Annotated in this window: 19 protein-coding genes; 10 read left to right on the top strand and 9 right to left on the bottom strand. The window is 69.9% G+C overall.

Going from position 1 to position 21,529, the window contains the following annotated elements; all coding sequences use genetic code 11:
- The first annotated feature begins 21 nt into the window (after positions 1–21).
- On the top strand, positions 22–945 hold the full coding sequence (gene nudC, locus AB0L64_RS34480; protein ID WP_363717116.1) for an NAD(+) diphosphatase: 924 nt from the start codon (positions 22–24) through the stop codon (positions 943–945).
- Here nudC and AB0L64_RS34475 read toward each other — a convergent pair whose 3' ends face one another.
- Together AB0L64_RS34475 and AB0L64_RS34470 are read right to left on the bottom strand one after the other, a co-directional pair.
- Positions 946–3,315, bottom strand: coding sequence for a hypothetical protein (locus AB0L64_RS34475; RefSeq protein WP_363717114.1), 2,370 nt, complete (start codon positions 3,313–3,315; stop codon positions 946–948). It lies immediately after the preceding gene.
- A 90-nt stretch (positions 3,316–3,405) separates the two neighbouring features.
- Positions 3,406–3,645, bottom strand: coding sequence for a mycoredoxin (locus tag AB0L64_RS34470; protein ID WP_355700203.1), 240 nt, complete (start codon positions 3,643–3,645; stop codon positions 3,406–3,408).
- A 100-nt stretch (positions 3,646–3,745) separates the two neighbouring features.
- Here AB0L64_RS34470 and AB0L64_RS34465 point away from each other — a divergent pair, with 100 nt between their 5' ends.
- Positions 3,746–5,863 (top strand): ATP-dependent DNA helicase UvrD2, encoded by a 2,118-nt coding sequence (locus AB0L64_RS34465; RefSeq protein WP_363717112.1) that lies wholly within the window; start codon positions 3,746–3,748, stop codon positions 5,861–5,863.
- On the opposite strand, the gene AB0L64_RS34460 is transcribed toward AB0L64_RS34465, so the two are convergent.
- Positions 5,864–6,820: a YihY/virulence factor BrkB family protein gene (locus AB0L64_RS34460; RefSeq protein WP_363717109.1), complete on the bottom strand. Its 957-nt coding sequence runs from the start codon at positions 6,818–6,820 to the stop codon at positions 5,864–5,866. It lies immediately after the preceding gene.
- Positions 6,821–7,208: 388 nt separating this feature from the next.
- Here AB0L64_RS34460 and AB0L64_RS34455 point away from each other — a divergent pair, with 388 nt between their 5' ends.
- From AB0L64_RS34455 to AB0L64_RS34445, 3 genes are all read left to right on the top strand, one after another.
- A complete protein-coding gene (locus AB0L64_RS34455; RefSeq protein WP_359925748.1) occupies positions 7,209–7,406 on the top strand; it encodes a hypothetical protein in 198 nt (65 codons plus the stop codon).
- Between the two features lie 148 nt (positions 7,407–7,554).
- Positions 7,555–7,842 (top strand): WhiB family transcriptional regulator, encoded by a 288-nt coding sequence (locus tag AB0L64_RS34450; RefSeq protein ID WP_131285495.1) that lies wholly within the window; start codon positions 7,555–7,557, stop codon positions 7,840–7,842.
- A 109-nt stretch (positions 7,843–7,951) separates the two neighbouring features.
- On the top strand, positions 7,952–8,092 hold the full coding sequence (locus AB0L64_RS34445; protein WP_355700199.1) for a hypothetical protein: 141 nt from the start codon (positions 7,952–7,954) through the stop codon (positions 8,090–8,092).
- A 66-nt stretch (positions 8,093–8,158) separates the two neighbouring features.
- Here the strand turns inward: AB0L64_RS34445 and AB0L64_RS34440 are convergent, their stop codons facing one another.
- The gene (locus AB0L64_RS34440; protein ID WP_359925742.1) at positions 8,159–8,686 is read right to left on the bottom strand and encodes an NUDIX hydrolase; all 528 of its coding nucleotides are present in this window, start codon (positions 8,684–8,686) and stop codon (positions 8,159–8,161) included.
- Between the two features lie 34 nt (positions 8,687–8,720).
- Between AB0L64_RS34440 and AB0L64_RS34435 the strand changes: the two genes are divergently transcribed.
- Complete coding sequence (locus AB0L64_RS34435) at positions 8,721–9,695, top strand: alpha/beta hydrolase (protein ID WP_363717105.1); 975 nt, start codon at positions 8,721–8,723, stop codon at positions 9,693–9,695.
- Between the two features lies 1 nt (position 9,696).
- Here AB0L64_RS34435 and AB0L64_RS34430 read toward each other — a convergent pair whose 3' ends face one another.
- A complete protein-coding gene (locus AB0L64_RS34430) occupies positions 9,697–10,488 on the bottom strand; it encodes a DUF899 domain-containing protein (RefSeq protein WP_363717103.1) in 792 nt (263 codons plus the stop codon).
- A gap of 133 nt (positions 10,489–10,621) precedes the next feature.
- On the opposite strand from AB0L64_RS34430, the gene AB0L64_RS34425 reads away from it, so the two are divergent.
- On the top strand, positions 10,622–12,088 hold the full coding sequence (locus AB0L64_RS34425; protein ID WP_363717101.1) for an MFS transporter: 1,467 nt from the start codon (positions 10,622–10,624) through the stop codon (positions 12,086–12,088).
- On the opposite strand, the gene AB0L64_RS34420 is transcribed toward AB0L64_RS34425, so the two are convergent.
- Complete coding sequence (locus tag AB0L64_RS34420; protein ID WP_355700193.1) at positions 12,075–13,388, bottom strand: AarF/ABC1/UbiB kinase family protein; 1,314 nt, start codon at positions 13,386–13,388, stop codon at positions 12,075–12,077. The two genes, AB0L64_RS34425 and AB0L64_RS34420, sit on opposite strands and share 14 nt — an antisense overlap.
- A 127-nt stretch (positions 13,389–13,515) precedes the next feature.
- A complete protein-coding gene (locus AB0L64_RS34415) occupies positions 13,516–13,674 on the bottom strand; it encodes a DUF5679 domain-containing protein (protein ID WP_012922897.1) in 159 nt (52 codons plus the stop codon).
- Between the two features lie 524 nt (positions 13,675–14,198).
- Here AB0L64_RS34415 and AB0L64_RS34410 point away from each other — a divergent pair.
- Both AB0L64_RS34410 and AB0L64_RS34405 read left to right on the top strand, forming a co-directional pair.
- A complete protein-coding gene (locus AB0L64_RS34410; RefSeq protein WP_363717098.1) occupies positions 14,199–14,735 on the top strand; it encodes a YgjP-like metallopeptidase domain-containing protein in 537 nt (178 codons plus the stop codon).
- Between the two features lie 339 nt (positions 14,736–15,074).
- The gene (locus AB0L64_RS34405) at positions 15,075–17,276 is read left to right on the top strand and encodes an MMPL family transporter (protein ID WP_363717096.1); all 2,202 of its coding nucleotides are present in this window, start codon (positions 15,075–15,077) and stop codon (positions 17,274–17,276) included.
- An 83-nt stretch (positions 17,277–17,359) separates the two neighbouring features.
- Here AB0L64_RS34405 and AB0L64_RS34400 read toward each other — a convergent pair whose 3' ends face one another.
- A complete protein-coding gene (locus tag AB0L64_RS34400) occupies positions 17,360–17,935 on the bottom strand; it encodes a CGNR zinc finger domain-containing protein (protein WP_363717094.1) in 576 nt (191 codons plus the stop codon).
- A gap of 80 nt (positions 17,936–18,015) precedes the next feature.
- Between AB0L64_RS34400 and AB0L64_RS34395 the strand changes: the two genes are divergently transcribed.
- Positions 18,016–19,218 (top strand): MFS transporter, encoded by a 1,203-nt coding sequence (locus AB0L64_RS34395; RefSeq protein ID WP_363717092.1) that lies wholly within the window; start codon positions 18,016–18,018, stop codon positions 19,216–19,218.
- Positions 19,219–19,235: 17 nt separating this feature from the next.
- Here the strand turns inward: AB0L64_RS34395 and AB0L64_RS34390 are convergent, their stop codons facing one another.
- Positions 19,236–21,494, bottom strand: coding sequence for an FdhF/YdeP family oxidoreductase (locus tag AB0L64_RS34390; RefSeq protein WP_363717090.1), 2,259 nt, complete (start codon positions 21,492–21,494; stop codon positions 19,236–19,238).
- Positions 21,495–21,529 lie beyond the last annotated feature (35 nt).

Here is a 21,529-nt window from a genome sequence, read left to right as displayed (position 1 = left end):
GGGCGGGATATGTTGAGGTACGTGGCCTACTCCATCGCACCTGGTTCGCTAGCCCTGTCCCGACCCGTGCTCGACCGCGCCGGCGACCGTCGCCGTGACGACGATTGGCTGGAGAAGGCGTGGGTCTCGCCGGAGACGCAGGTGGTCGTGGTGGCCGGCGACCAGATCCAGGTGGTCGACGACCGCTCCGCGCTGCGCTTCGTGCCGCCGTCCGAGGCGCCCGAGGGCACCCGCATCTTCCTCGGGATCGACCGCGAGTCGGGCGCCGGGATGACCGCCGAGGGCCGCGCGGTCTTCGGCGTCCTGGCCGAGGGCGAGGCCGACGAGTCGTACGGCGGTCTGCGCGAGCTGGGCGCCGTCCTGGACGACCGCGAGGCGGGAATCGCCGTCCACATGATCGGCCTGTCCAACTGGCACGGCGTCCACACGCACTGTGCGAACTGCGGTGAACACACCGAGGTGGTGGAGGCCGGCCACGTCCGGCACTGCCCGGTCTGCGGCCGCAGCCACTTCCCGCGCAGCGACCCGGCGATCATCGTGCTCGTCACCGACGACCAGGACCGCGCGCTGCTCGGCCGCAACGAGGCCTGGCCCGCCGGCCGGTACTCGACGCTGGCCGGTTTCGTGGAGCCCGGCGAGTCCCTGGAGGCCACCGTCCGCCGGGAGGTGCTCGAGGAGACCGGCGTGATCGTCGGGCCGGAGATCCAGTACGCCGGCAGCCAGCCGTGGCCGCTGCCCGCCAGCCTGATGCTCGGGTTCTACGCCAAGGCGACCGGTTTCGACATCGAGGTGGACGCCGACGAGATCGCCGAGGCGAAGTGGTTCACCCGGGAGGACCTCCGCGCGCTGGTCGAAGCCGGCACGATGGCCCTCCCGGGAGCGATCTCGATCTCCCGCCGCCTGATCGAAGGCTGGTACGGCGACAGCCTCACCGGGAGCTGGTGATCACCGGCCCACGTCGGAGCGGGCCGCGGCGGTCACGATGAGCGTGCCTTCCCAGCGCTCGATGGAACCGTTGGCCTGGAGCTCTCGCACCTTCTGACCCACCGCGCTGACGTAGGCGCTGTGGCTCGGCCAGTCCGCCTCGGCGTCCGGCAGCACGTCGGTCAGCGTGCAGCCGTACGTCAGGAAGCGGTTCTGGACGTGGCTGTCGATGTTGCCGGTCCAGACCGTCGGCCGGAGGTCTGACTGCGGACAGCTGTCGACCGGTGGCGTGTACGACGCCAGGTTGGTCGGGTTGATGTAGCCGTCCGGCCGCAGCAGCGTGTAGTAGGTACCGTCCGGCGTCTGGGTGAGCCGGTTGAGGCCGCGGTTGCGCAGGACGGTCGTGTCGCCGCTCAGGATGTCCAGCACGAACAGCCGGCCGCCGGTCACGCCATACAGGTAGCCGTCGCGCCAGGACAGCGCACCGTCCTGTGAGCCGGTGAATCCGCTGAACACAGGCAGCAGGCGCTTCACCTCACCGGTCGACGGATCGAGGACGAACACGATCCCGTCGGCCAGACCCCAGATGTTGCCGTCCGGTCCGGTGACCAACTCGTTGATGCTGGCCGCTCCTGACACCGGGACGATGTCGGTGAGCACCTGTCCGGTCGACGGGTTCACCTTTACCAGGTGCGCCTCGGTGGCCCGCGGCTCGGTGCCCTGACCGCCCTCGATGCTGGAGCCGACCCAGACGTCAGCGCCTGCCGGTACGACGGAGGAGATCGTCTGGTCGGTCACCAGGTTGCGGTAGACCGTGTGGCTGCCGGTCGCTACGTCGTACACGGTCAGCGCGCCGCCGTACTCGCCGTACGCCGGGGTGGTGCCGACGTACACGCGGTTGCCCGCCGGGACCACCGCGACCGGCCTGTTCTGGTGGTCGCTGTCGACCAGGCTGAACAGTTCCTTCGGGTTGGTCGGGCTGTCCGGTTGCCTCGGATCCCAGAGCGACAGCCGGCCGTACGGGTAGATGCCGACGTACATCTTGCCGTTGCCGTCCCAGGCCCAGCCCTCCACTTGGCCCTGCCGCGTGGTGACCGTCGACTTACCGGTCGCCGGGTCGTACACGGCGGTGGAGCCGTTCAGGTAGACGTTGACGAACACCTTGCCCGTGCTGGGGTCGGCCAGCTCGTGCATCAGCGGCGACGGTACGTACTGGAACGGCGAGCTCCACTGCGCGAGCGTCCCGTCCGCCGGGTTGTAGCGGAACGTGCCGCCGGAGTAGTTGCCGGCGAGGCCGTACAGCACCGGTACGCCGTTCTCGGTCACCCAGCCGTAGCCGATGGACGCGCCACGGGTCAGCGTGCGCGGCGGCGAGACCGGACCGACCGTGTTGGTGCTCAGGTCGTAATGCGTGAGCGACAGGGTGTTGTTGGTGAAGTAGACGCCACCCGGCCCGGCGGCGGAGACACCGCGGGCGGCGATCGGGTAGTCCATCACGAGCTGACCGGTGGTGGCGTCGGTGTACTTGACCTGCTCACCGGTGACCGCGTCCACCACGACCAGCCGGCTGCTGGCGTTCGCGAACACCTTGCCGCCGGCGTAGTCCAGGTCGATGAAGTCCTTCGCGGTCGTGCCCGGGGGAGTGATGTCCTCGACCACCTTGGTGTCCGGGTCGATGCGGAGCAGCCGAGCGTTCGGGGTGGAGACGCCGACGAACAACTTGTTGTGGTCGGGGTCGTAGACCGTGGACCGGGCGTACTGCTGCACCGGGTCGAGCGAGCCGTAGTCCGTGACCTGTCCCGTCGTGGTGTCGTACTTGAACGCGTGGGCGTTCGGGTACGTCCCGGCGTACACGTTGCCGGCCGGGTCGGACGTCAGGCCGTAGATCTGGGACTGACCGGGGATGGGCTGACCCAGGTCGGTCACCTCGCCGGTGGCGGGGCTGTAGCGGTACAGATGCGCGTTGGCGTACGTACCGAGGTAGACGTCGCCGTTCGGCGTCACGACGATCGCCCAGCCACCCGCCGCGCCCTGCAACGGCACGGTCCGGATCAGCTCGCGGGTGTGCAGGTCGACCACGTTCAAACGGGCGTTTTCACCTGCTGGCACGGCGTACACGACGTCGCGCCCGTCAGGGGTGCGGCCGATCGCGCCTTCCATGATCGTCAGCGAACTGACCGGCGAGCCGAGGTCCTTGACGACATCGGCACTGGGCGCGAACGGCTTCGTCGGCGTGCCGAGCGGCCAGTTCTCCGACGGGAACGGGTGCGGCAGGTCCGGGGGCGCGTCGCCCGGCGGGGCCGCCGCCGCGTGCAGGCCGCTCGTGGCGAGCAGGCCGAGCACGGCGGCGAGCGTGATCAGGGCATGGCGGAATGAACGGCGCGAGAACATGGGCGGACTCCCTGCGACGGCGTTCATCGCAAGGTATAACGGCCATGACCGTAAAGTCCATAACTCAGGCGATATGACCTGAGTCGGGTGTCAGGCGACGAGCTTGTCCGCGACCTGGGCGAGCGACGGGTTGGTCATCGCGGTTCCGTCCGGGAAGACCACCGTCGGGACCGTCTGGTTCCCGTTGTTGATCTTCTCGACGATCTCGGCCGCGCCCGGCACCTGCTCGATGTCGATCTCGGTGAACTCGATGCCGGCTCGCTTGAGCTGGCCCTTGAGCCGGTGGCAGTAGCCGCACCAAGGCGTGGAGTACATCGTGAATGCCGACATCGGCGGACTCCTTGTGGAGTGGGAGGGGATTATGTCGGGCGCGCCGTCTAGGGTTGCCCTCGACGTATCCGAACCATGTTGCAGGTGGTGCTGTTCCCGCATGACCCAGCCCGTGAGCGACTTCACACGACCCGGCTCCGCCGATGACCTCCTCGAGGCCCTCGATCCGGAGCAGCGGGCGGTCGCGACCTCGTTGCACGGGGCCGTCGCGGTGCTGGCCGGCGCGGGCACCGGGAAGACCCGGGCCATCACCCACCGGATCGCGTACGGCGTGCGTACCGGCACCTTCGACCCGGTCCGGGTGCTCGCGGTGACGTTCACCCAGCGGGCCGCCGGGGAGATGCGCGGCCGGCTCGCGCAGCTCGGCGTCCAGGGCGTGCAGGCCCGCACGTTCCACTCCGCCGCGCTCCGCCAGGCCCGCTTCTTCTGGCCGAAGGTGTACGGCGGGGAGCTGCCGCCGATCGCGGACCGCAAGTTCCCGCTGCTGACCGAGGCCGCGTCCCGCTGCCGGGTCCGGGTGGACACGCCCGCGCTGCGCGACCTGGCCGGTGAGGTGGAGTGGGCCAAGGTGAGCAACGTCCGCCCGGACGACTACGCGCGGCTGGCGCCCCGGTCGGCGCGGGCGCTGGCGGCCTTCGACCCGCCGACGATCGCCCGCATCTTCGCGGCGTACGAGGACGTCAAGCTGGAGCGCGGCCGGATCGACCTGGAGGACGTGCTGCTCTGCACGGTCGCGCTGCTGGCGGAGGACGAGCGAGTGGCCGCGGAGATCCGCCGGCAGTACCGGACCTTCGTCGTGGACGAGTACCAGGACGTCTCACCACTGCAGCAGAGCCTGCTCGACCTCTGGCTGGGCGGCCGTGAGGATGTCTGCGTGGTCGGGGACCCGGCGCAGACCATTTACTCATGGGCCGGCGCCGACCCGGAGAACCTGGTGCGCTTCGCGGCCCGGCACCCGTCGGCGACCGTGATCAAGCTGGTCCGCGACTACCGCTCGACGCCGCAGATCGTCGACGTGGCGAACAAGATCCTGGATGCGGCCGGACCGACCGGGCTGCCCGGGCGGGTCACGCTGCGGTCGCAGAAGGAGGCCGGCCCGGTTCCGGTCTACCGGGAGTACTCCGACGAGGTCGCGGAGTCGGACGCCGTGGCGCGAGCCGTCGTCCGGCTGCGGGACGAGGGTGTGCCGCTGCGGGACATCGCCGTCCTGTTCCGGACCAACGCGCAGTCGGAGAACTTCGAGCAGGCGCTGGCCGAGCGGAAGATCCCGACCGTGCTGAAGGGCGCGGAGCGGTTCTTCGAGCGGGCGGAGATCCGCCAGGCCGCCGTACTGCTGCGGGGGCAGGTCAAGGCCGGCGAAGGCTCGGACGACCTGGTCACCACTGTGACCGGAGTGCTGGCCGGGGCGGGATGGACGCAGGAGCCGCCGACCGGGACCGGCGCCGTGCGGGACCGGTGGGAGTCGCTGAGCGCGCTGGTGACGATGGCGAGCGACTTCGCGGCCGAGCATCCCGAGGCCCGGCTGCCGGAGCTGATGGCCGAGCTGGACCGGCGGGCGACGATCCAGCACGCGCCGTTGGCGGAGGGCGTCACGTTGGCGACGCTGCACGCGGCGAAGGGCCTGGAGTGGGAGTGCGTCTTCATCGTCGGGGCCCATGAGGGCACGCTGCCGATCAGCTACGCCCAGACGCCGGCCCAGGTGGAGGAGGAGCGGCGGCTGTTCTACGTCGGGGTGACCCGGGCCAAGCAGCAGCTGTTCATCAGCTGGTCCACCTCCCGCTCGCCGGGCGGCCGCGGCACGCGGGGACCGACGCGCTTCCTGGACCCGATCGGCGTCCGGACGGCGCGGACCGAGTGGACCCCGTCGACGTCCGTCGGCTACGAGCGCCCGTCGGGCGAGCCCCGCTCGGGCCGCCCGATCCCAAAGTGTCGCGTCTGCGGGCGCGGCCTGCTCGACCCGGGCGCCCGCAAGCTCGGCCGCTGCGAGGACTGCCCGTCCACGATCGACCAGAAGCTGTACGACGCGCTCGTCGAGTGGCGCACCGAGCAGGCCGAGACCGAGCGGATGCCCGCGTTCGTGATCCTCACCGACGCGACCCTGACCGCGATCGCCGAGACCCGGCCGGGCGACGCCCAGGCCCTCCGCCAGATCCCCGGCATCGGCAACACCAAGCTGTCCAAGTACGGCGAGAAGATCCTCAACCTCTGTACCCGGTAGTCAGTCCTTGGCCGGGACCGAGTCCGCCTTCACGGCCCCGCGCGCACCGAGCGGTCGCGGTTCGCCGGAGGTGCTGTCGCGGATCGTCTGCTGCTCCGACTCTGCGTTGATCTCCGCACCGAGCAAGATGGCGTAGGCGGTGAGCCAGAGCCACAACAGCAGGACGACCACCGCCGCCAGACTGCCGTAGGTCTTCGCGTAGCTCCCGAACGTTTCGACGTACACCGAGAAACCGATCGAGGCGAGCAGCCAGATGACGGTGGCGACGCCGGCGCCGACGGAGACCCAGCGGACCTGAGGCGCTTCCCGGTTCGGGGCGATCCGGTAGATGACTGCCAGCGCGATGCTGATCAGGACCAGGGCGAGCACCAGCCGGAGCGCGACGAGCGCGTAGCGCACCGGGGCCGGTACGTCGTTCCCGATCGCGGCCCCGACCGAGAACAGCGCGGCGGCGAGCAGGACGAAGACGATCGCACCCAGCGTCAGGCCGAGGGCGAGCGCCTTCCGGCGGACGAATCCCCGCGACTCCTCCTCGTCGTACGCGAGGTTGACGGCGGTGATCAGGTAGCCGATGCCGCTCGACGCGCTCCACAGCGCGAGGAGGACGGCGATCGCGACACCGATGCCGAGGCTGCGCTGCGGGGCGGAGGTGAGCGAGTCGATCTGCTGCAGGAGCAGATCGCGGCCCGAGGCCGGCATCGCTTTCGCCAGGTCCTCGGCCTGGTTCCGGATCTGCGCCGGATCCGCGACCAGCCCGTAGGCGAGGACGGCCGCGATGATCGCCGGGAACACGGACAGGAACCCGAAGAACGCGACACCGGCGGCCAGCAACGGCACCTGGTCGGCCTTGGCCTCGGCCCACGCCCGCCGCAGGATCTGCCACCACCCGCGGGCCGGGATCTCGCGTGGCCTGCCTGCCTCGCCGCCCGGAACTCCCACTGCTCTCTCATTCGTCATCGCCGGCCTCCTCACCCCCAGGTCGCGTCCCTGCGGTACCCCGCCCGGCGGGGCTAAATGTGCTTGCCGGGAAGGCGATCGCGGCGCATGCTGGAGGACGTGCCGCATTCTGCTCCTGGCAGACGTGGCAGTTAGGTGACAGAGGCAACGATCTCGGAGCGTGCGGACGGCGCCCCGGAGCGTGCCGGAAGCAGGGTTCGGCAGCCAGATCCGGCCGCCGGAGCGGCAACTTCCGGCCAACTTCGCGAACTGGCGATAAATAGTTTGCAGGCTCCGGCGCGGACGGCGTACTGTTCTTTCTGCGGTCGAAGCCTGGCCGAAAACTTCAAACCACCATAGCGATCGAGCTAACCGCCCGCTTCGCCACAACGAGAGGAGGTGCCCTGGAATGAACATCAACACGGTCAAGAAGCCGTTCAGCGACGCTGCCGCGCTGCCGTGCGCCCCGATTCAGGGTGCCTCGCCGCGCCTGCACGTCGCGACCGTTGTGCTCATGGCTTCCGGCGCTGCCCAGTTCAAGGGCGGAGCTGTCGGCGATGTGAAGCACGGCGGTTCGGGTTCTCGAGCATGGAGTCCACCGGTCTGACAAGCGTCAGAGCCGGCACCTCCAAGGCCGCGGAACCCGATAGGGTCCCGCGGCCCTTTTGTTTGTCAACACAGTTTTGGTGGCTGTCAACCGGCAGCCGTCACGGACGACAAGAGATCAGCACCAAAGTCACTGGGAGGTGACCGGAATGAGCGTTAGCTTCCTCGATGTCTTCACCGAGGTCGCAACGTCGCAGGACCTGCCCTGTCGGTCCTACGCGCCAGAACTCTTCTTCGCCGAATCGCCGGCGGACGTCGAGTACGCAAAGTCGCTGTGCACCACCTGCCCGCTGAAGGCCGAGTGCCTGGCCGGAGCGCTCGAGCGTTCCGAGCCGTGGGGAGTGTGGGGCGGCGAGCTGTTCGTCCAGGGAGTGGTGGTTCCGCGCAAGCGGCCCCGTGGGCGTCCCCGCAAGAGTGACACCGTAACCGCAGCCTGACGACCTCAACCCATCCGAATCGAGTCCGAACGTGACCACTCAGACTTTTACCAGGAGCACCGAAATGCATTTACTTCATGAAGATCTCGCCCGTGCTCATTGTCGTACTTTGCTGAACGACGCAGAGCAGAACCGGCGCTTCCGCCTCGCTCACCAGATCGAGAAGGCGCAGAAGCAGGCCGAGCGGGCCGGCCGGCGAGCCGAGAGGGCCAGCGCACGCGCGCGCCTCGCACTCGCCCGCCTGGTCTGATCCACCAGAAGCACAGCCTGACCAGCTGAATCACTGAGGGGCGGCACCCACCGGGGGTGCCGCCCCTCAGCCACGTTCGGACAGCAGCAGTTGCTGGAGCCCGACCAGCGTGATGCCGCTGACGATCTCGTGCCGGGCGATCATCGCCGGGACGTCGGCCAGCGGGATCCACTCGATCCGGTCGGACTCGTTCAGCTCGGTCGGCGGTCCGGCGTACCGCACACCGGTCGTCCGGAAGACGAAGTGCCGGGAGTCGGTGATCCCGGCGGCGGGCTCGGAGCGGATCAGCTCGGTCAGCCCGTCCGCCCGCCAGCCGGTCTCCTCCTCGAGCTCCCGCGCCGCGGCGGCCTCCGGAGTCTCACCAGGCTCGATGATCCCCATCGGGATCTCCCACGCCCAGGTATCGGTCAGGAACCGGTGCCGCCACATCAGCAGCACACAGCCGTCCCGGGTGACGACCGCGGCGGCGATGTCCTTCAACCGGACCGCGTGGTAGTCGAACCGGCGCCCGTCGGGCTGCTCCACGTCCAGCCGCCGTACGCTCAGCCACGGATTGGACCAAGCCTCTTCCTCACCGTGGATCACCCAGCGCATGCTGAGGAGCATAGGCGGGGGGAGGTGCCGGGCGATGAAGTTGGTTGACATCGACGGCAGGAAGCTGGCTTACCACCGGGCTGGGGCGGGGCCGGCGCTGGTGCTGCTGCACGGCGGGTGGAGCGACGGCCGCGCCTGGCGGCCGCAGCTGGCCGGGCTCGCCGACCGGTACGACGTGATCGCTTGGGACGCGCCCGGCTGCGGCGGCTCCGACGACCCGCCCGGCGAGATGACGATGGCCGGCTACGCGGACGATGTGGCCGCGCTCCTCGTCGAGCTCGGCGTCGAGCGTGCCGCTCTGTGCGGCCTATCCTTCGGCGGCGGCCTCGCGCTGGCCGTGTGGGAGCGCCACCCGCGGCTCGTGCGCTCGCTGGTCCTGGCGGGGGCGTACGCCGGCTGGAAGGGCTCCCTCTCGCCGGAGGAAGCCGAGGCCCGGATCCGGCGGGTCCGGGCGGAGGTCGACCGGCCGCCGGAGGAGTGGCTGGACGGCTACCTGCCGACTTTCTTCGAGGGGCCAGTGCCGCCGGGGACGCTGGAGCTGGTCCGGACGATGATGCTCGAGAGCCGCCGGGCCGGGACCTTGCCGATGCTGAACGCCTTCGCCGAGTCGGATCTGACCGCGGTGCTGCCGACCGTGGCCGTGCCCACTCTGCTGATCTGGGGCGAGCGCGACCAGCGCGCGCCGGTCCGCACGGTCGCCGCGGCCCTGTGGTCGGCGATCCCCGCCGCGGAGCTCGTGGTGCTGCCCGGAGCCGGTCACGAGATCAACCTCGAGGAACCCGAGGCGTTCAACGCCGAGGTGCGGAGATTCCTGGGGACCGGTGGTGCAACACTATGGCCCGTGAGCAGAGCTACCTGTGCGTTGTGTGGTCGGCAGGCGGAGTCGGAGGACGCGCCGCTGACCTGGGTGACCTCGATCGAGGACGGCCGCAAGCTGCTGTACTGCGACCGGTGCGCCCGGGAGAACGTCCGCAACATCGAGGGCAAGCTGGACCCGGTCTACTGGTGAGTCACCCCTCGTACCGATCGGGGACGCGCATCGCGGGACCGCCGACGTGCAGCCCGAGCGGTTCGGCCCGGCCGGCGGGCTTCTCCCACGCCTCCTGGCGGCCGAGGACCGTGAGGTCGAGGTACCGATAGCAGTTGTGGAAGTCCTCGATGCCGCGCCCGAAGGTCGAGTAGGTGTGGAAGACGTCGTCGTCGACCCGCAGGAACGTGCTGATCCCCGGCATCTCCTCGCCGTTCATGTCCGGCGTCCACGGCCCGTCCGTCCAGGGCGTGCCCTTCTCCGCGGCCAGCTCCTCCTGCGTGCGGAAGTGCAGCAGCACCGGCGCGACCCGGTCGTCCAGGGTTGCGTGGAAGTCGTAGTTGAAGTCGCTCCCGTACGACGAGTACCACGGAAACGTCCAGCCCAGCCGGGCCTTGAACGCCGCGAGCTTCTCGTACGGCGCTCGGGAGACCGCGACCAGCGACGTGTTGCGGACGTGCAGCTGGCGCAGGTTGCCGATCTCGTCGGCCGCCGACGAACAGCTCGGACAGCCCTCGTCCCAGTCCGGACCGAACATGAAGTGATGCATCACCAGCTGCTGGCGCCCCGCGAACAGGTCGAGCAGGCTGACCGGCCCGTCCGGACCCTCGAACACGTACGCCTTGCTGATCCGGACCATCGGCAGCCGCCGTCGCTCGGCGTTCAGCCGGTCCCGTGCGCGGGTCACCTCCTTCTCCCGCGCCAGCAGCTCCCGGCGCGCCACGAGCCAGTCCTCGGGCGACACGACCTCCGGCAGATTCCCGATCCGGTTCATGGTCCAGCTCCCATCGTCGGCAGGAACCGACCACGCTAGGGCACGGCTGGGACAAAATCCGGGCGATGTGTCGATCCACGGCCGATCCGCTCGACGCAGGGGGTGAAGACACCCTCTCGGAAGGACCGGATCGATGACCCTCGAGGTAGACGCCGTGGTGACCAGCAGGCGGCAGTGGATCGCGCTGGGTGTGCTGTGCCTGGCCACGCTCCTGGTGTCGCTCGACCTGTTCGTGATGCTGCTCGCCGTTCCGGCCGTCACCGAGGCGCTCGGCGCCACGAGCAGCCAGCAGCTGTGGATCCTGGACGTGTACGGCTTCATGGTCGCCGGCCTGATGATCACCATGGGCACCCTGGGCGACCGGATCGGGCGCCGCCGGCTGCTGCTGATCGCCGCTGCCGTGTTCGGCGTCGCCTCGATCGTGGCGGCGTACTCCGTCAGCCCCGGCATGCTGATCGGCGCTCGCGCGGTGCTGGGGATCGCCGGCGCCGCGATCGCGCCGTGCACCCTGTCGCTGATCTCGACGATCTTCCCGGACGAGCGGCAGCGGGCCACCGCGCTCGGCGTCTGGGGCGGGTGCTTCACCGTCGGCGCGATCGTCGGCCCGATCGTCGGCGGCGTCTTGCTCAACCATTTCTGGTGGGGCTCGGCGTTCCTGATCGGCGTCCCCGCGATGGTGGCACTGCTCGCGGCCGGGCCGTTCATCCTCCCGGAGTACCGCAACGAGCGGGCCGGGCGGATCGACGGGCCGAGCGTCGTCCTGTCGCTGGCCGCGATCCTGCCGGCGATCCACGGCCTGAAGCACCTCGCCGCGCACGGCGCCGGCGCGGAGTCGGTCGTGGCGCTGGTGGCCGGTGCGACGTTCGGCTGGATCTTCGTACGGCGGCAGCTGCACCTGGCGGACCCGCTCGTCGACGTACGGCTGTTCACGCGCCGCACCTTCAGCGTGACGCTCGGCAGCATGACGGCGTACTCGATGCTGTCCGGCGGGGTGATGGTGTTCGTCGCGCAGTACTTCCAGCTGGTGAAGGGGATGACTCCGCTGCAGGCCGGTCTCGCGCTGGTGCCGGGCATGATCACGTCCACGATCGGCTTCCAGCTCGCCCCGAGGCTGGCGCAGCGGATCCGCCCGGGGGTCCTGATCCCGGTCGGCGTCGCGTTCACCGTCGTCGGCATGGTCGTCGTCAGCCTGACCACGTCGACCACCGTGCTGGTGATCGCCTTCGCGTTCGAGTGCTTCGGGCCGGGCGCCCTGGTCATCCTGGGGACGAACCTGGTGATCGGGTCGGTCCCGCCGGAGAAGGCCGGCTCGGCGGGCGCGCTGACCCAGACCGGCAACGAATTCGGCTACGCCCTCGGGATCGCGGTCCTCGGCAGCCTCGTCACCGCGGTGTACCGCGGCCGGACGGACGGTCGTGGCGGCAACTCCTTGGGCGAAGCAGTCAGCCAGGGGGCCGCGGCCGACGTACTCGACCAGGCCCGCGACGCCTTCACCTCAGGCCTCCACCTGGCGGCCGCACTGACCGCCGTGGCCCTGACCGCGATGACGATCCTGCTCGCGGTCACCCTGCGGGCGCTGCCTGCCCTCAGTCGTCGGTGAAGCCCGGCAGCAGCTCCTCCAGGACGGCGCGGAACGGCGCCTCGGCCTCGAGCTGGGACAGGACGGCGATCCCGCCGATCCACACCCGGTGGATCAGCAGGTACGACGGCGGCAGGTTGAGGCGCAGGGCCAGCGACGCGTTGGGCGACCGGAAGTCACCGGTCCGGTTCGCCTGCGCGCGCATCCAGGCCCGGCTGAACTGGAACGTCTCCGAGCGGGCCGGCTCCGCGAACGGCGCCAGGTAGTCCATCAGCTGCTCGGGATCGATGTCCATCCGCGGCTTGATGAAGCCCTCGGCCTTGAGCCCGTCCCGGACCGCGACGCCGTCGCCGTTCAGCGAGATCCGCAGCAGCCGCCCGATTGCCGGCGGCAGGCCGTCCGGGAGCCGCGCGCAGAGGCCGAAGTCGACCACGCCGAGCCGGCCGTCGGCCATCACCCGGAAGTTGCCCGGATGCGGGTCGGAGTGCAGCAGACCGGCGTACTTCGGTCCGCTGAACATGAACCGGACGTACTTCAGCCCGATCGCGTCCCGCTCCTGTTTGGTGCCCTCGGTGATGTACGACGACAGCGGGCGGCCCTCGATCCACTCCGACACGATCACCGTGGGCGAGTGCTTGACCACCCGCGGCACCACGAACTCCGGGTGGTCCTTGAACGCGTCGGCGTACTGCTGCTGGGCCTGCGCCTCGCGGTCGTAGTCGAGCTCCTCGCCGATCCGCTCCTGCAGCTCGGCGACCAGCGGCTTCACGTCCAGGCCCGGGATCATCGTGCCGATCGTCCGGCCGAACCGGCCGAGCTGGCGCAGGTCGGCGCGCAGGGCCTCGGCGGCGCCCGGGTACTGCAGCTTGACCGCGACCTCGCGGCCGTCCTTCAGCCGCCCGCGGTGCACCTGGCCGATCGACGCGGCCGCGGCCGGCCGGTCGTCGAACTCCTCGAAGCGGTCCCGCCAGCGCTTGCCGAGCTCCCGCGACAGGATCGTGTGCACGGTCGAGGCCGGCATCGGCGGGGCGGAGTCCTGCAGCTTGGTCAGGGTCGCCCGGTACGGCGCCGCGAACTCCTCCGGCATCGCCGACTCCATCAGGCTGAGCATCTGCCCGAACTTCATCGCGCCGCCCTTGAGCTCACCCAGGACGGCGAACAGCTGGTCCGCGGTACGGCGCTGGAACTCGGCGAGCACGGCCTCCGCGGGCGCACCGCCGATGCGCTTGCCCAGGCCGACCGTGGCCCGCCCGGCGGCGCCGAGCGGCAGGCTGGCAAGTTTCGCGGTCCGGCTCAGCGCCTTGCGAGGAAGGTCCGACACGCTCCCATTCTGTCCGGTCACCCAAGCCCAGCTCCGGCGGGGGCCCGTGTGTCGCGGGCCCGGGGACGACGAAAGGCGGTGTCCGGCACGCGCAACGTGCCGGACACCGCCTCTACGACTTGGTGCGTCAGGCCTTGCCGAGGATCCGGTTCAGGTTCGTACCGCACTCGGGGCACTTGGCCTTCGCCATGCGCGTGCCCTTGTCGTTGACCTTGACCTCGCCGTCGGCGGTGCGCTTGGCCTTGCACTTGACGCAGTAGAACTCGCCGCTCCAGGTCTCTGCCATGAGGGCCCTCTCCTTGCTCTGAATTTCAGCCCGGGGTCTCGCCCCGGGCAGTCGTTGGATGCTAACGGCAGACCGTTCCTGCCGTAGGCCGTTCGGCCCAGTCGGGAATCACCCTACGGCAGCTTTTCGCCGGTTCAAGCGCACCTCCCGCTCAGCGCGCCGCGTAATCCCGCCTGGGAAAGCCCTTACCGAAAGTTTCGCCCACACGGAACAGGCTCCCGGTGGTCCGCCTCCGCGACCACTCGGCTTCCCCTCCGAGCGGCCCCGGAAGCGGTCCGGGAGCCTGTTCCCGACGACGCTAGGAGACGCCGGCGGCGGTGGCAAGCCCGCGTTGTCCACCCCTGTGGATAACTCTGTGCGCAACCTGTGGGACGCGCCGCCGGGCGCTGTGGACGGGCGGGGGAACGCGATGTGAACAACCGGGGTCGGCAGGATCAAGATCTGGCGTCTGACCTGCGAAAACGCCGATGCACAGGATGTGGACCGAAGAAAGTTGTCGGAATCTGGGGGTACATTTTTGAGCCATGGCCGACTCTCCACCGCGCCCGATCCCGCCTTACGTGGACATCCGTCGCAGCAAGCGCCGCAAGCGCACGGTCAGCGCCTACCGCGACGGTGAGCGGGTGGTCGTGCTGATGCCCGACCGGCTGTCCGCCGCGGAGGAGGCGCGCTGGGTCGAGACCATGCTGGCGCGCCTGGAGAAGCAGCGCAGCCGATCCCGCGTGTCGGACGAAAAATTGTTGGCCAGAGCACACGAACTCGCGTGTCGTCACCTCCCCGAAGTGCCCGAACCTGCGTCGGTGAGGTGGGTTTCGAACCAAAACAGACGGTGGGGATCGTGCACTCCGGCGGACCGGTCGATCCGGCTGTCGACCCGGCTGCAGGCGATGCCGGGCTGGGTCGTCGACTACGTCCTGGTCCACGAGCTCGCCCACCTGATCGAGCCGACCCACAACGCCACCTTCTGGTCCCTGGTCCACCGCTACCCCAAGGCCGAGCGCGCCGAGGGCTACCTGGAGGGCATCTCCGCCGCCTCCTCCCTGGACCTCGACGACTTCTGACCCCATCCGCCCCTACCCCACCCACCCCGCACAGCGCCGGCCTTGCGCCGACGCGGATCGCGCCGCCGTCGCCTCTTGTACGACGACTTTGAGCACCCACCAACCATCAGCGCGCGGCGAGAACGGTTGGTGCGTGCTCAAGGTCGAGCGCATGGCAGCGGGGCCGGGGTGCGTACGGCGTACGGGAAAGGGTGGGGTGGGGTTTTCCTCAGGGTGGGCTGGGGGGCTTCCTGCATGGTCGCGGAGCGCCCGTGGCAGCGAGGCTTTTGCCCGTAGCCAGCGTGACGCCAGGGAGCGCTGGGTGGGGCGCCTGAGGGGGCGCAGAGGGGCAGGGTAGGTATGGCCAGGGGACAGATCACGGTACGGGCGGCGCGCTGGAGCGCCACCCATCCGTGGCGGGCGATCGCGATGTGGGTGGTCGTCGTGATCGCCTGTTTCGCGCTCGGCTCGGTGACCGGCACCAAGGAGTCGAAGAACGAGGGGGACATCGGTGAGGTGACCCGGGCGGACGACATCGTCAAGTCCGGCAACTTCGACGACCCGGACGTCGAGAGCGTGCTGATCACGGCTCCGTCCGGACAGCTCGACCGGACCGCGGCGAACCGGGCCGCCGGCGTGGTGATCCAGCAGATGCGCGCCCTCGGTGGGGTCGCGGAGGTCGCTCAGCCGATGCCGTCGCCGAAGAACGACGCGGTCATCGTCCGGGTGACGCTGAAGGACGCGCCCGAGGGGTCCGACGACGACGCGCGGGTCCAGCCGCTGCTCGACACGACCGCCAAGGTCCAGCAGCAGTACCCGGATCTCCGGATCGAGGAGGTCGGCGGGCTGTCGATCGGCAAGGCGCTCAACGAGACGCTCGGCAAGGACTTCAAGCGGGCGGAGATGTTCAGCCTGCCGGTGACGCTGGCGATCCTGCTGGTCGCGTTCGGCGCCCTGATCGCCGCGTCGGTGCCGGTGCTGCTCGCACTGTCCTCGGTCGCCGCCGCGATCGGCTTATCGGCCGCGGCGTCCCAGCTGGTGCCCGCGGTCGACGCGGTCAACAGCGTGATCCTGCTGATCGGTATGGCGGTCGGCGTCGACTATTCGCTCTTCTACCTGCGCCGCGAACGTGAGGAACGCGCCAAGGGCCGCGGCCACATCGACGCGGTCGAGATCGCTGCCGCGACCTCGGGCCACGCGGTCGTCGTCTCGGGGACGGCGGTGATCATCTCGATGGCCGGGCTGTTCCTGGCCCGCGACGCGGTGTTCTCGTCCTTCGCGGTCGGCTCGATCCTGGTCGTCGCGGTGGCCGTCGTCGGTTCGCTGACCGTGCTGCCGGCCGTGCTGGCGAAGCTCGGCCGCTGGGTGGACCGCCCGCGCATCCCGTTCGTCTGGCGGCTGACGGCCAGCAAGGGACAGCCGCGGTTCTGGCCGACGGTGCTCAAGCCGGCCCTGAAGCACCCGATCGCCACCCTGCTGGTCTCGGTCACCGCGCTGCTCGCGGTCGCGTCGCCGGCACTGGGGATGACGCTGAAGTTCCCGGGCACCGAGGACCTGCCGCGGACGACGTCGGTGATGAAGGCGTACGACCGGCTGACCGCGGCCTTCCCCAGCACGGGCACCAGCCACGAGGTCGCCGTACGGGCGCCTGCGAACCAGCAGCCTGCCGTCAAGGCCGCGCTGGCCGAGCTGATGGAGAAGACCAAGGGCGACAAGCTGTTCGCGTCGGACGGTCTCGAGGAGCCGCGGTTCTCCAAGGACGGCACAGTCGCCACGCTCGAGGTCGCCACGCCGTACGAGGGCGGCAGCGACCAGGCCCGGGACTCGCTGACCAAGCTGCGCAAGGAACTGATGCCGGAAACGGTCGGCAAGGTGCCAGGCGTCGAGTACGCGGTCGGCGGGTTCGTGGCCGCGGACGTCGACTACGCCGCCCACACGCGGGACAAGCTGCCGCTGGTGATCGGGTTCGTGCTGCTGCTGACGATGATCGTGATGATGGTGACGTTCCGGTCGGTGGTGGTCGCGATCACGGCGATCGGGCTCAACCTGCTGAGCGCGGCCGCGGCGTACGGCGTCGTCACCGCGGTCTTCCAGAACACCTGGGCCGAGGGCCTGCTGCACTTCCGGTCGAACGGGGCCGTGGTCAGCTGGCTGCCGCTGTTCCTCTTCGTGGTGCTGTTCGGTCTGTCGATGGACTACCACGTGTTCGTGGTCAGCCGGATCCGCGAGGCGGTGCTCCGCGGCGTACCCACCAAGCAGGCGGTCGCCGAGGGCATCACCGGCTCGGCCGGGGTGGTGACCAGCGCGGCAGCCGTCATGATCGGCGTCTTCGCGGTCTTCGCCACGCTGAGCACCCTGGACATGAAGCAGCTGGGCGTAGGCCTCGCCGTCGCGATCCTGATCGACGCCACGATCATCCGCGCCGTCGTCCTCCCCAGCATCATGACCCTCCTCGGCGACGCCAACTGGTGGGCCCCCAAGTGGCTCCGCCCCAAGCAGCCGAAGCATGCCCCCCAAACCCCACCCGCCGCCCCCGACCGCGAACTCACCCCGGTCGGCTGAGACAACACCCCCGACGCCCCACCCGAAACCTCTCGGGTGGGGCGCTCGCGATGCCGGAGGATGTTGCCCCGTGCAGGGTTGGGTCAGCCGGCGGCCTGGCGGGCTCGGTGCGTGGCGGCTTTGACGCGGCTTTGGCATTGGGGGGAGTGGAAGCGGCGTTGGCCGTTCCTGGAGACGTCGACGAAGACTCGGTCGCACTGAGGGGCCGCGCAGACGCCTAGGCGACCGGCCAGGTCGCTGCCGACGGCGAGGGCGAGGCCGGCTGCGCAGCCGGCGGCCCAGCCGTTCGCGAGTTGTTCGTCGGGGCCGTGGAAGTGCAGGCTCCACGGCCGGTCCCTGCCGCGGTCGAGCTGCGGGCGGGCGTTGGTGTCGAGCAGCAACGCGTTGATCTCGTCGGCCGCCGCGTCCAGATCGCCCGCGTTCGCGGCCTCGAAGACGATCCGCATCCGTCCGGCCAGATGCGCCAGCCGCCGCGCGTCGTCGGCCGGTACGGATTTCGGGGGATGGCCGATCGCGGTGAGCGCCTCGGCGACGGCAGTGGCGATCGCGTCGTCGGCGGGAGCGTCGTACGGAAGGCCGCCGGAGTATCCGGGCGTCAGCCGGTTCACGTACTCCACCGACGCGGCCAGCACACTCCGGGCATGACTATCAAAAGACACTTGACCAGTCACGCGATACCTCCGTAGTCTCGGGCTTGCGTGACCGATCATAGCCATTTAGACAGTCATGGGGGTTCGAGGTGAGCACAGTCGTCGCGGCGCGCGGACTGTCCCGCGCGGTGTGGATCCTGGTCGTCGCCCGGGCCGTGAACCGGATCGGAGCGTTCACGCTGCCGTTCCTGGGGGTGGTGCTGTCGGTCGAGTTCAAGGCGTCGCTCAGCCAGACCGGCCTGATCCTGGCGGTCTTCGGAGCCGCGACGATCCCGTCCCGATTGCTCGGCGGTCAGCTGGCCGACCGGCTCGGCCGGCGCAGCACGATCGTCCTCGGCCTGACCGGTTGTGCCGTCGGCCAGCTGTGGATCGCGCTCAGCCACGCACTGTGGTCCGCCGTCCTTGCGACGATCCTGCTCGGCCTCGCGTTCGAGATCTACGAGCCGCCGAGCCAGGCGATGATCGCCGACGTCACGGAGCCCGAGGACCGCCCAGCCGCGTACGGGCTGTACAGCGCGGCGCTGGCCGCGGCGGGCGTCCTCGCCGGCCTCCTCGCCGCCGCGATCAGCCACTGGGACCTCCGCTGGCTCTTCGTCGCCGACGCGATCACGTGTCTGTCGTGCGCCGCGCTCGTGGCCGTCGCACTCCCCGCGGACGTACGCCGGGAGCGGCGCGACGATCTGCCTGACAAGGCTGCGCCCGCGTGGCGCGACCGGCGGCTGGTGCTGCTGCTCGCGGGCGGCACGGTCTTCGCGACGATCTACATGCAGCTGATCATCGGCGTACCGCTGACCCTGCTCGACCAAGGCCTCCCCGAGTCGGGCACCGGCATCATTCTCGCGGTTTCGGCCGTTACGTTGATCGCGGCCCAGCGGCTGCTCCGCGTGCAGCACCTGGACGACTTCCGCGCGATCGCGATCGGCTACGCGCTCGTCGGCGTCGGCCTGGTGGTCGTCGCGCTGGCCCACAACCTCGCGATCTTCCTGCTCGCCGCCGTCCTGTGGAGCCTCGGCGAACTGTTCCTCCTCACCCGCTACCTCACCCAAGCGTCCGGCCTCGCACCGGAGAAGGCCCGCGGCCGGTATCTCGCGATCTTCGGCCTGAGCTGGGGGATCGCGACCACGATCGCGCCGATCACCGTCACCCAACTCCTCGAAACCGCCGGACCCGAAGGCCTGTGGTTGACCAGCGCCGCGGTGGCCTGCGCACTCGCGCTACTTCAACCATGGGTCAGGCGACGTCTCGATCCGGATCGGAGGAACGGTGACCGACGCATCGCAACCGACGGGTGACCTGGACGTGGACGCCGTCAGCTGGACGGCTTCAGCCTGACTGTCAGGCCTTTGGCGACTGGGGTGTTGCTGCCCTTCGCGAGGTCGTCGGCGGACATCAGCACGTTGGTCTCGGGGTAGTACGCCGCGACGCAGCCACGCGCCGTCGGGTACGCGACCAGCCGGAAATGCGCCGCCCGCCGCTCGACGCCGCGGAACTCGCTCACGATGTCGACGTACTGACCGTCCCGCAGGCCGAGCTCGGCCAGGTCGCCCGGGTTCACGAAGACGACCTCGCGTGTCCCGTGGACGCCGCGGTACCGGTCCTCGAGGCCGTAGATCGTGGTGTTGAACTGGTCGTGGCTGCGCAGCGTCTGCAGCAGCAACCGGCCGGGCTCGGTCGGCAGCCAGGTCAGGTCGTTCGCGGTGAACTGTGCCCGAGCGTCCGACGTCCTGAACTCGCGCTTGTCCCGCGCGGCGTGCGCGAGCAGGAAGCCGCCCTCGTTCGCGCGGAGCCGATTCTCGAAGTCCTCGTACCCGTCGGCCACCCGCCCGATCCGCTGCCGGATCAGGCTGTAGTCGTCGGCGAAGTCGGCCCACGGGATCTGTCCCACGTCGGGTACGACGTGTTGCGCCAGCGCGCACACGATGCCGATCTCGGACTTCAGCTCCGGCGCCGGCGGAACCAGGTTGCCGGTGGACAGGTGTACTGCGCCCTGTGAGTCCTCGACCGTCACTGATTGCGGGCCGGCCGGCGTGTGGTCGTGGTCCGTGCGGCCGAGAGTGGGCAGGATCAGCGCCTCGCGGCCGGTGACCGTGTGCGACCGGTTGAGCTTGGTCGAGACGTGGACGGTGAGGTCGCACTCGCGCAGCCCGCGGTGCACGACCTCGGTGTCCGGGGTCGCCATGGCGAAGTTGCCGCCCATCGCGAAGAACACGCGGACGTCGCCGTCCCGCAGGCGTTTCACGGTCGCGGCCGCGTCGACGCCGTGCTCTCGCGGCGAGGTGAACGCGAACTCGCGGTCGAGCCGGTCCAGGAACGCGTCCGGCATCTTCTCCCAGATGCCCATGCTGCGGTCGCCCTGGACGTTCGAGTGGCCACGCACCGGGCACGGGCCCGCGCCGGGCTTGCCGATGTTGCCCTGGAGGAGCAGCACGTTGACGATCTCGCTGATCGTCGCGACCGCCTCGCGGTGCTGTGTCAGGCCCATCGCCCAGCAGATCACCGTCGCCTTCGAGCGGATGAACCGCTGGGCCAGCTCCTCGATCTCGGCCCGGCGCAGCCCGGTCGCGAGTTCGACCGAGTCCCAGTCGAGCTCGGCGTTGTGCTTCGCGTACAGCTCGAAGCCGCTGGTGTGCGACTCGACGAACGCCTTGTCCAGCACCGTCCCCGGGGCGGCGGCCTCGGCCTCGAGCAGCAGGTGCCCGAGCGCCAGGAACAAGGCCTGGTCGCCGCCGATCCGGATCTGCAGGTGCTGGTCGGCCAGCTCGGTCCCCTTGCCGACCCAGCCGCGCGGGCGCTGCGGGTTCATGAAGTTCATCAGCCCCGGCTCGGGCAGCGGGTTCACCGAGACGATCGAACCGCCGTTGCGCTTGGCGATCTCCAGGTGGCTGAGCATCCGGGGCGCGTTGGTTCCCGGGTTCTGGCCGACGATCACGATGAGCTCGGACTCCTCGAGCATCTCGAGCGTGACCGCGCCCTTGCCGCTCCCGATCACCTTGGACAGCGCCGTACCCGACGACTCGTGGCACATGTTGGAGCAGTCGGGCAGGTTGTTCGTCCCGTAGGCGCGCACGAACAGCTGGTACAGGAACGCGGCCTCGTTGCTGGTCCGGCCGGAGGTGTAGAAGACGGCGTCATCCGGGTCGACGAGGGCCTTCAGGTGCCGGGCGACGACCTGGAACGCCTCGTCCCAGCCGACCGGCTCGTAGTGCGTGGCGCCGGCCCGCAGCAGCATCGGCTCGGTGATCCGGCCGAGCTTGCCGAGGTCGAGCTCGGAGATCCGCTGCAGGTCGTCGACCGAGTTCTCCGCGAAGAACGCCCGCGGGACCCGCTTGCGGGTCGCCTCCCAGGCCACCGCCTTCGCGCCGTTCTCGCAGAACTCGGCCGCGTGTTTGCGCTTGTGGTCGGGGTCCGGCCAGGCGCAGGACGGGCAGTCGAACCCGCCGTCCTGGTTCATCTTCACGAAGACCTTGCCGGTCCGCGCCGGGCCCATCTCGCGAAGGCCGAACTTGAACGACGACAGGACCGCGGGGACGCCGGCGGCCTTCTTCTTCGGCTGCTCGATATCGACCATGTTTCAACAATAGGTCCAGCTATCGTGCCGCGCTG

The organism is Kribbella sp. NPDC051936 (genome assembly GCF_040680955.1).
Lineage (GTDB): Bacteria > Actinomycetota > Actinomycetes > Propionibacteriales > Kribbellaceae > Kribbella.
The sequence above is the reverse complement of the archived record's forward strand: the minus strand, read 5'-3'. Positions and strand labels throughout refer to the sequence as shown.

Coding starts and splice junctions, on each gene's coding strand:
- AB0L64_RS34475 (WP_363717114.1), bottom strand. CDS start 3,315: ATGTTCTCGCGCCGTTCATTCCGCCATGCCCTGATCACGCTCGCCGCC.
- AB0L64_RS34470 (WP_355700203.1), bottom strand. CDS start 3,645: ATGTCGGCATTCACGATGTACTCCACGCCTTGGTGCGGCTACTGCCAC.
- AB0L64_RS34465 (WP_363717112.1), top strand. CDS start 3,746: ATGACCCAGCCCGTGAGCGACTTCACACGACCCGGCTCCGCCGATGAC.
- AB0L64_RS34460 (WP_363717109.1), bottom strand. CDS start 6,820: ATGACGAATGAGAGAGCAGTGGGAGTTCCGGGCGGCGAGGCAGGCAGG.
- AB0L64_RS34455 (WP_359925748.1), top strand. CDS start 7,209: ATGAACATCAACACGGTCAAGAAGCCGTTCAGCGACGCTGCCGCGCTG.
- AB0L64_RS34450 (WP_131285495.1), top strand. CDS start 7,555: ATGAGCGTTAGCTTCCTCGATGTCTTCACCGAGGTCGCAACGTCGCAG.
- AB0L64_RS34440 (WP_359925742.1), bottom strand. CDS start 8,686: ATGCGCTGGGTGATCCACGGTGAGGAAGAGGCTTGGTCCAATCCGTGG.
- AB0L64_RS34435 (WP_363717105.1), top strand. CDS start 8,721: ATGAAGTTGGTTGACATCGACGGCAGGAAGCTGGCTTACCACCGGGCT.
- AB0L64_RS34430 (WP_363717103.1), bottom strand. CDS start 10,488: ATGAACCGGATCGGGAATCTGCCGGAGGTCGTGTCGCCCGAGGACTGG.
- AB0L64_RS34425 (WP_363717101.1), top strand. CDS start 10,622: ATGACCCTCGAGGTAGACGCCGTGGTGACCAGCAGGCGGCAGTGGATC.
- AB0L64_RS34415 (WP_012922897.1), bottom strand. CDS start 13,674: ATGGCAGAGACCTGGAGCGGCGAGTTCTACTGCGTCAAGTGCAAGGCC.
- AB0L64_RS34410 (WP_363717098.1), top strand. CDS start 14,199: ATGGCCGACTCTCCACCGCGCCCGATCCCGCCTTACGTGGACATCCGT.
- AB0L64_RS34405 (WP_363717096.1), top strand. CDS start 15,075: ATGGCCAGGGGACAGATCACGGTACGGGCGGCGCGCTGGAGCGCCACC.
- AB0L64_RS34390 (WP_363717090.1), bottom strand. CDS start 21,494: ATGGTCGATATCGAGCAGCCGAAGAAGAAGGCCGCCGGCGTCCCCGCG.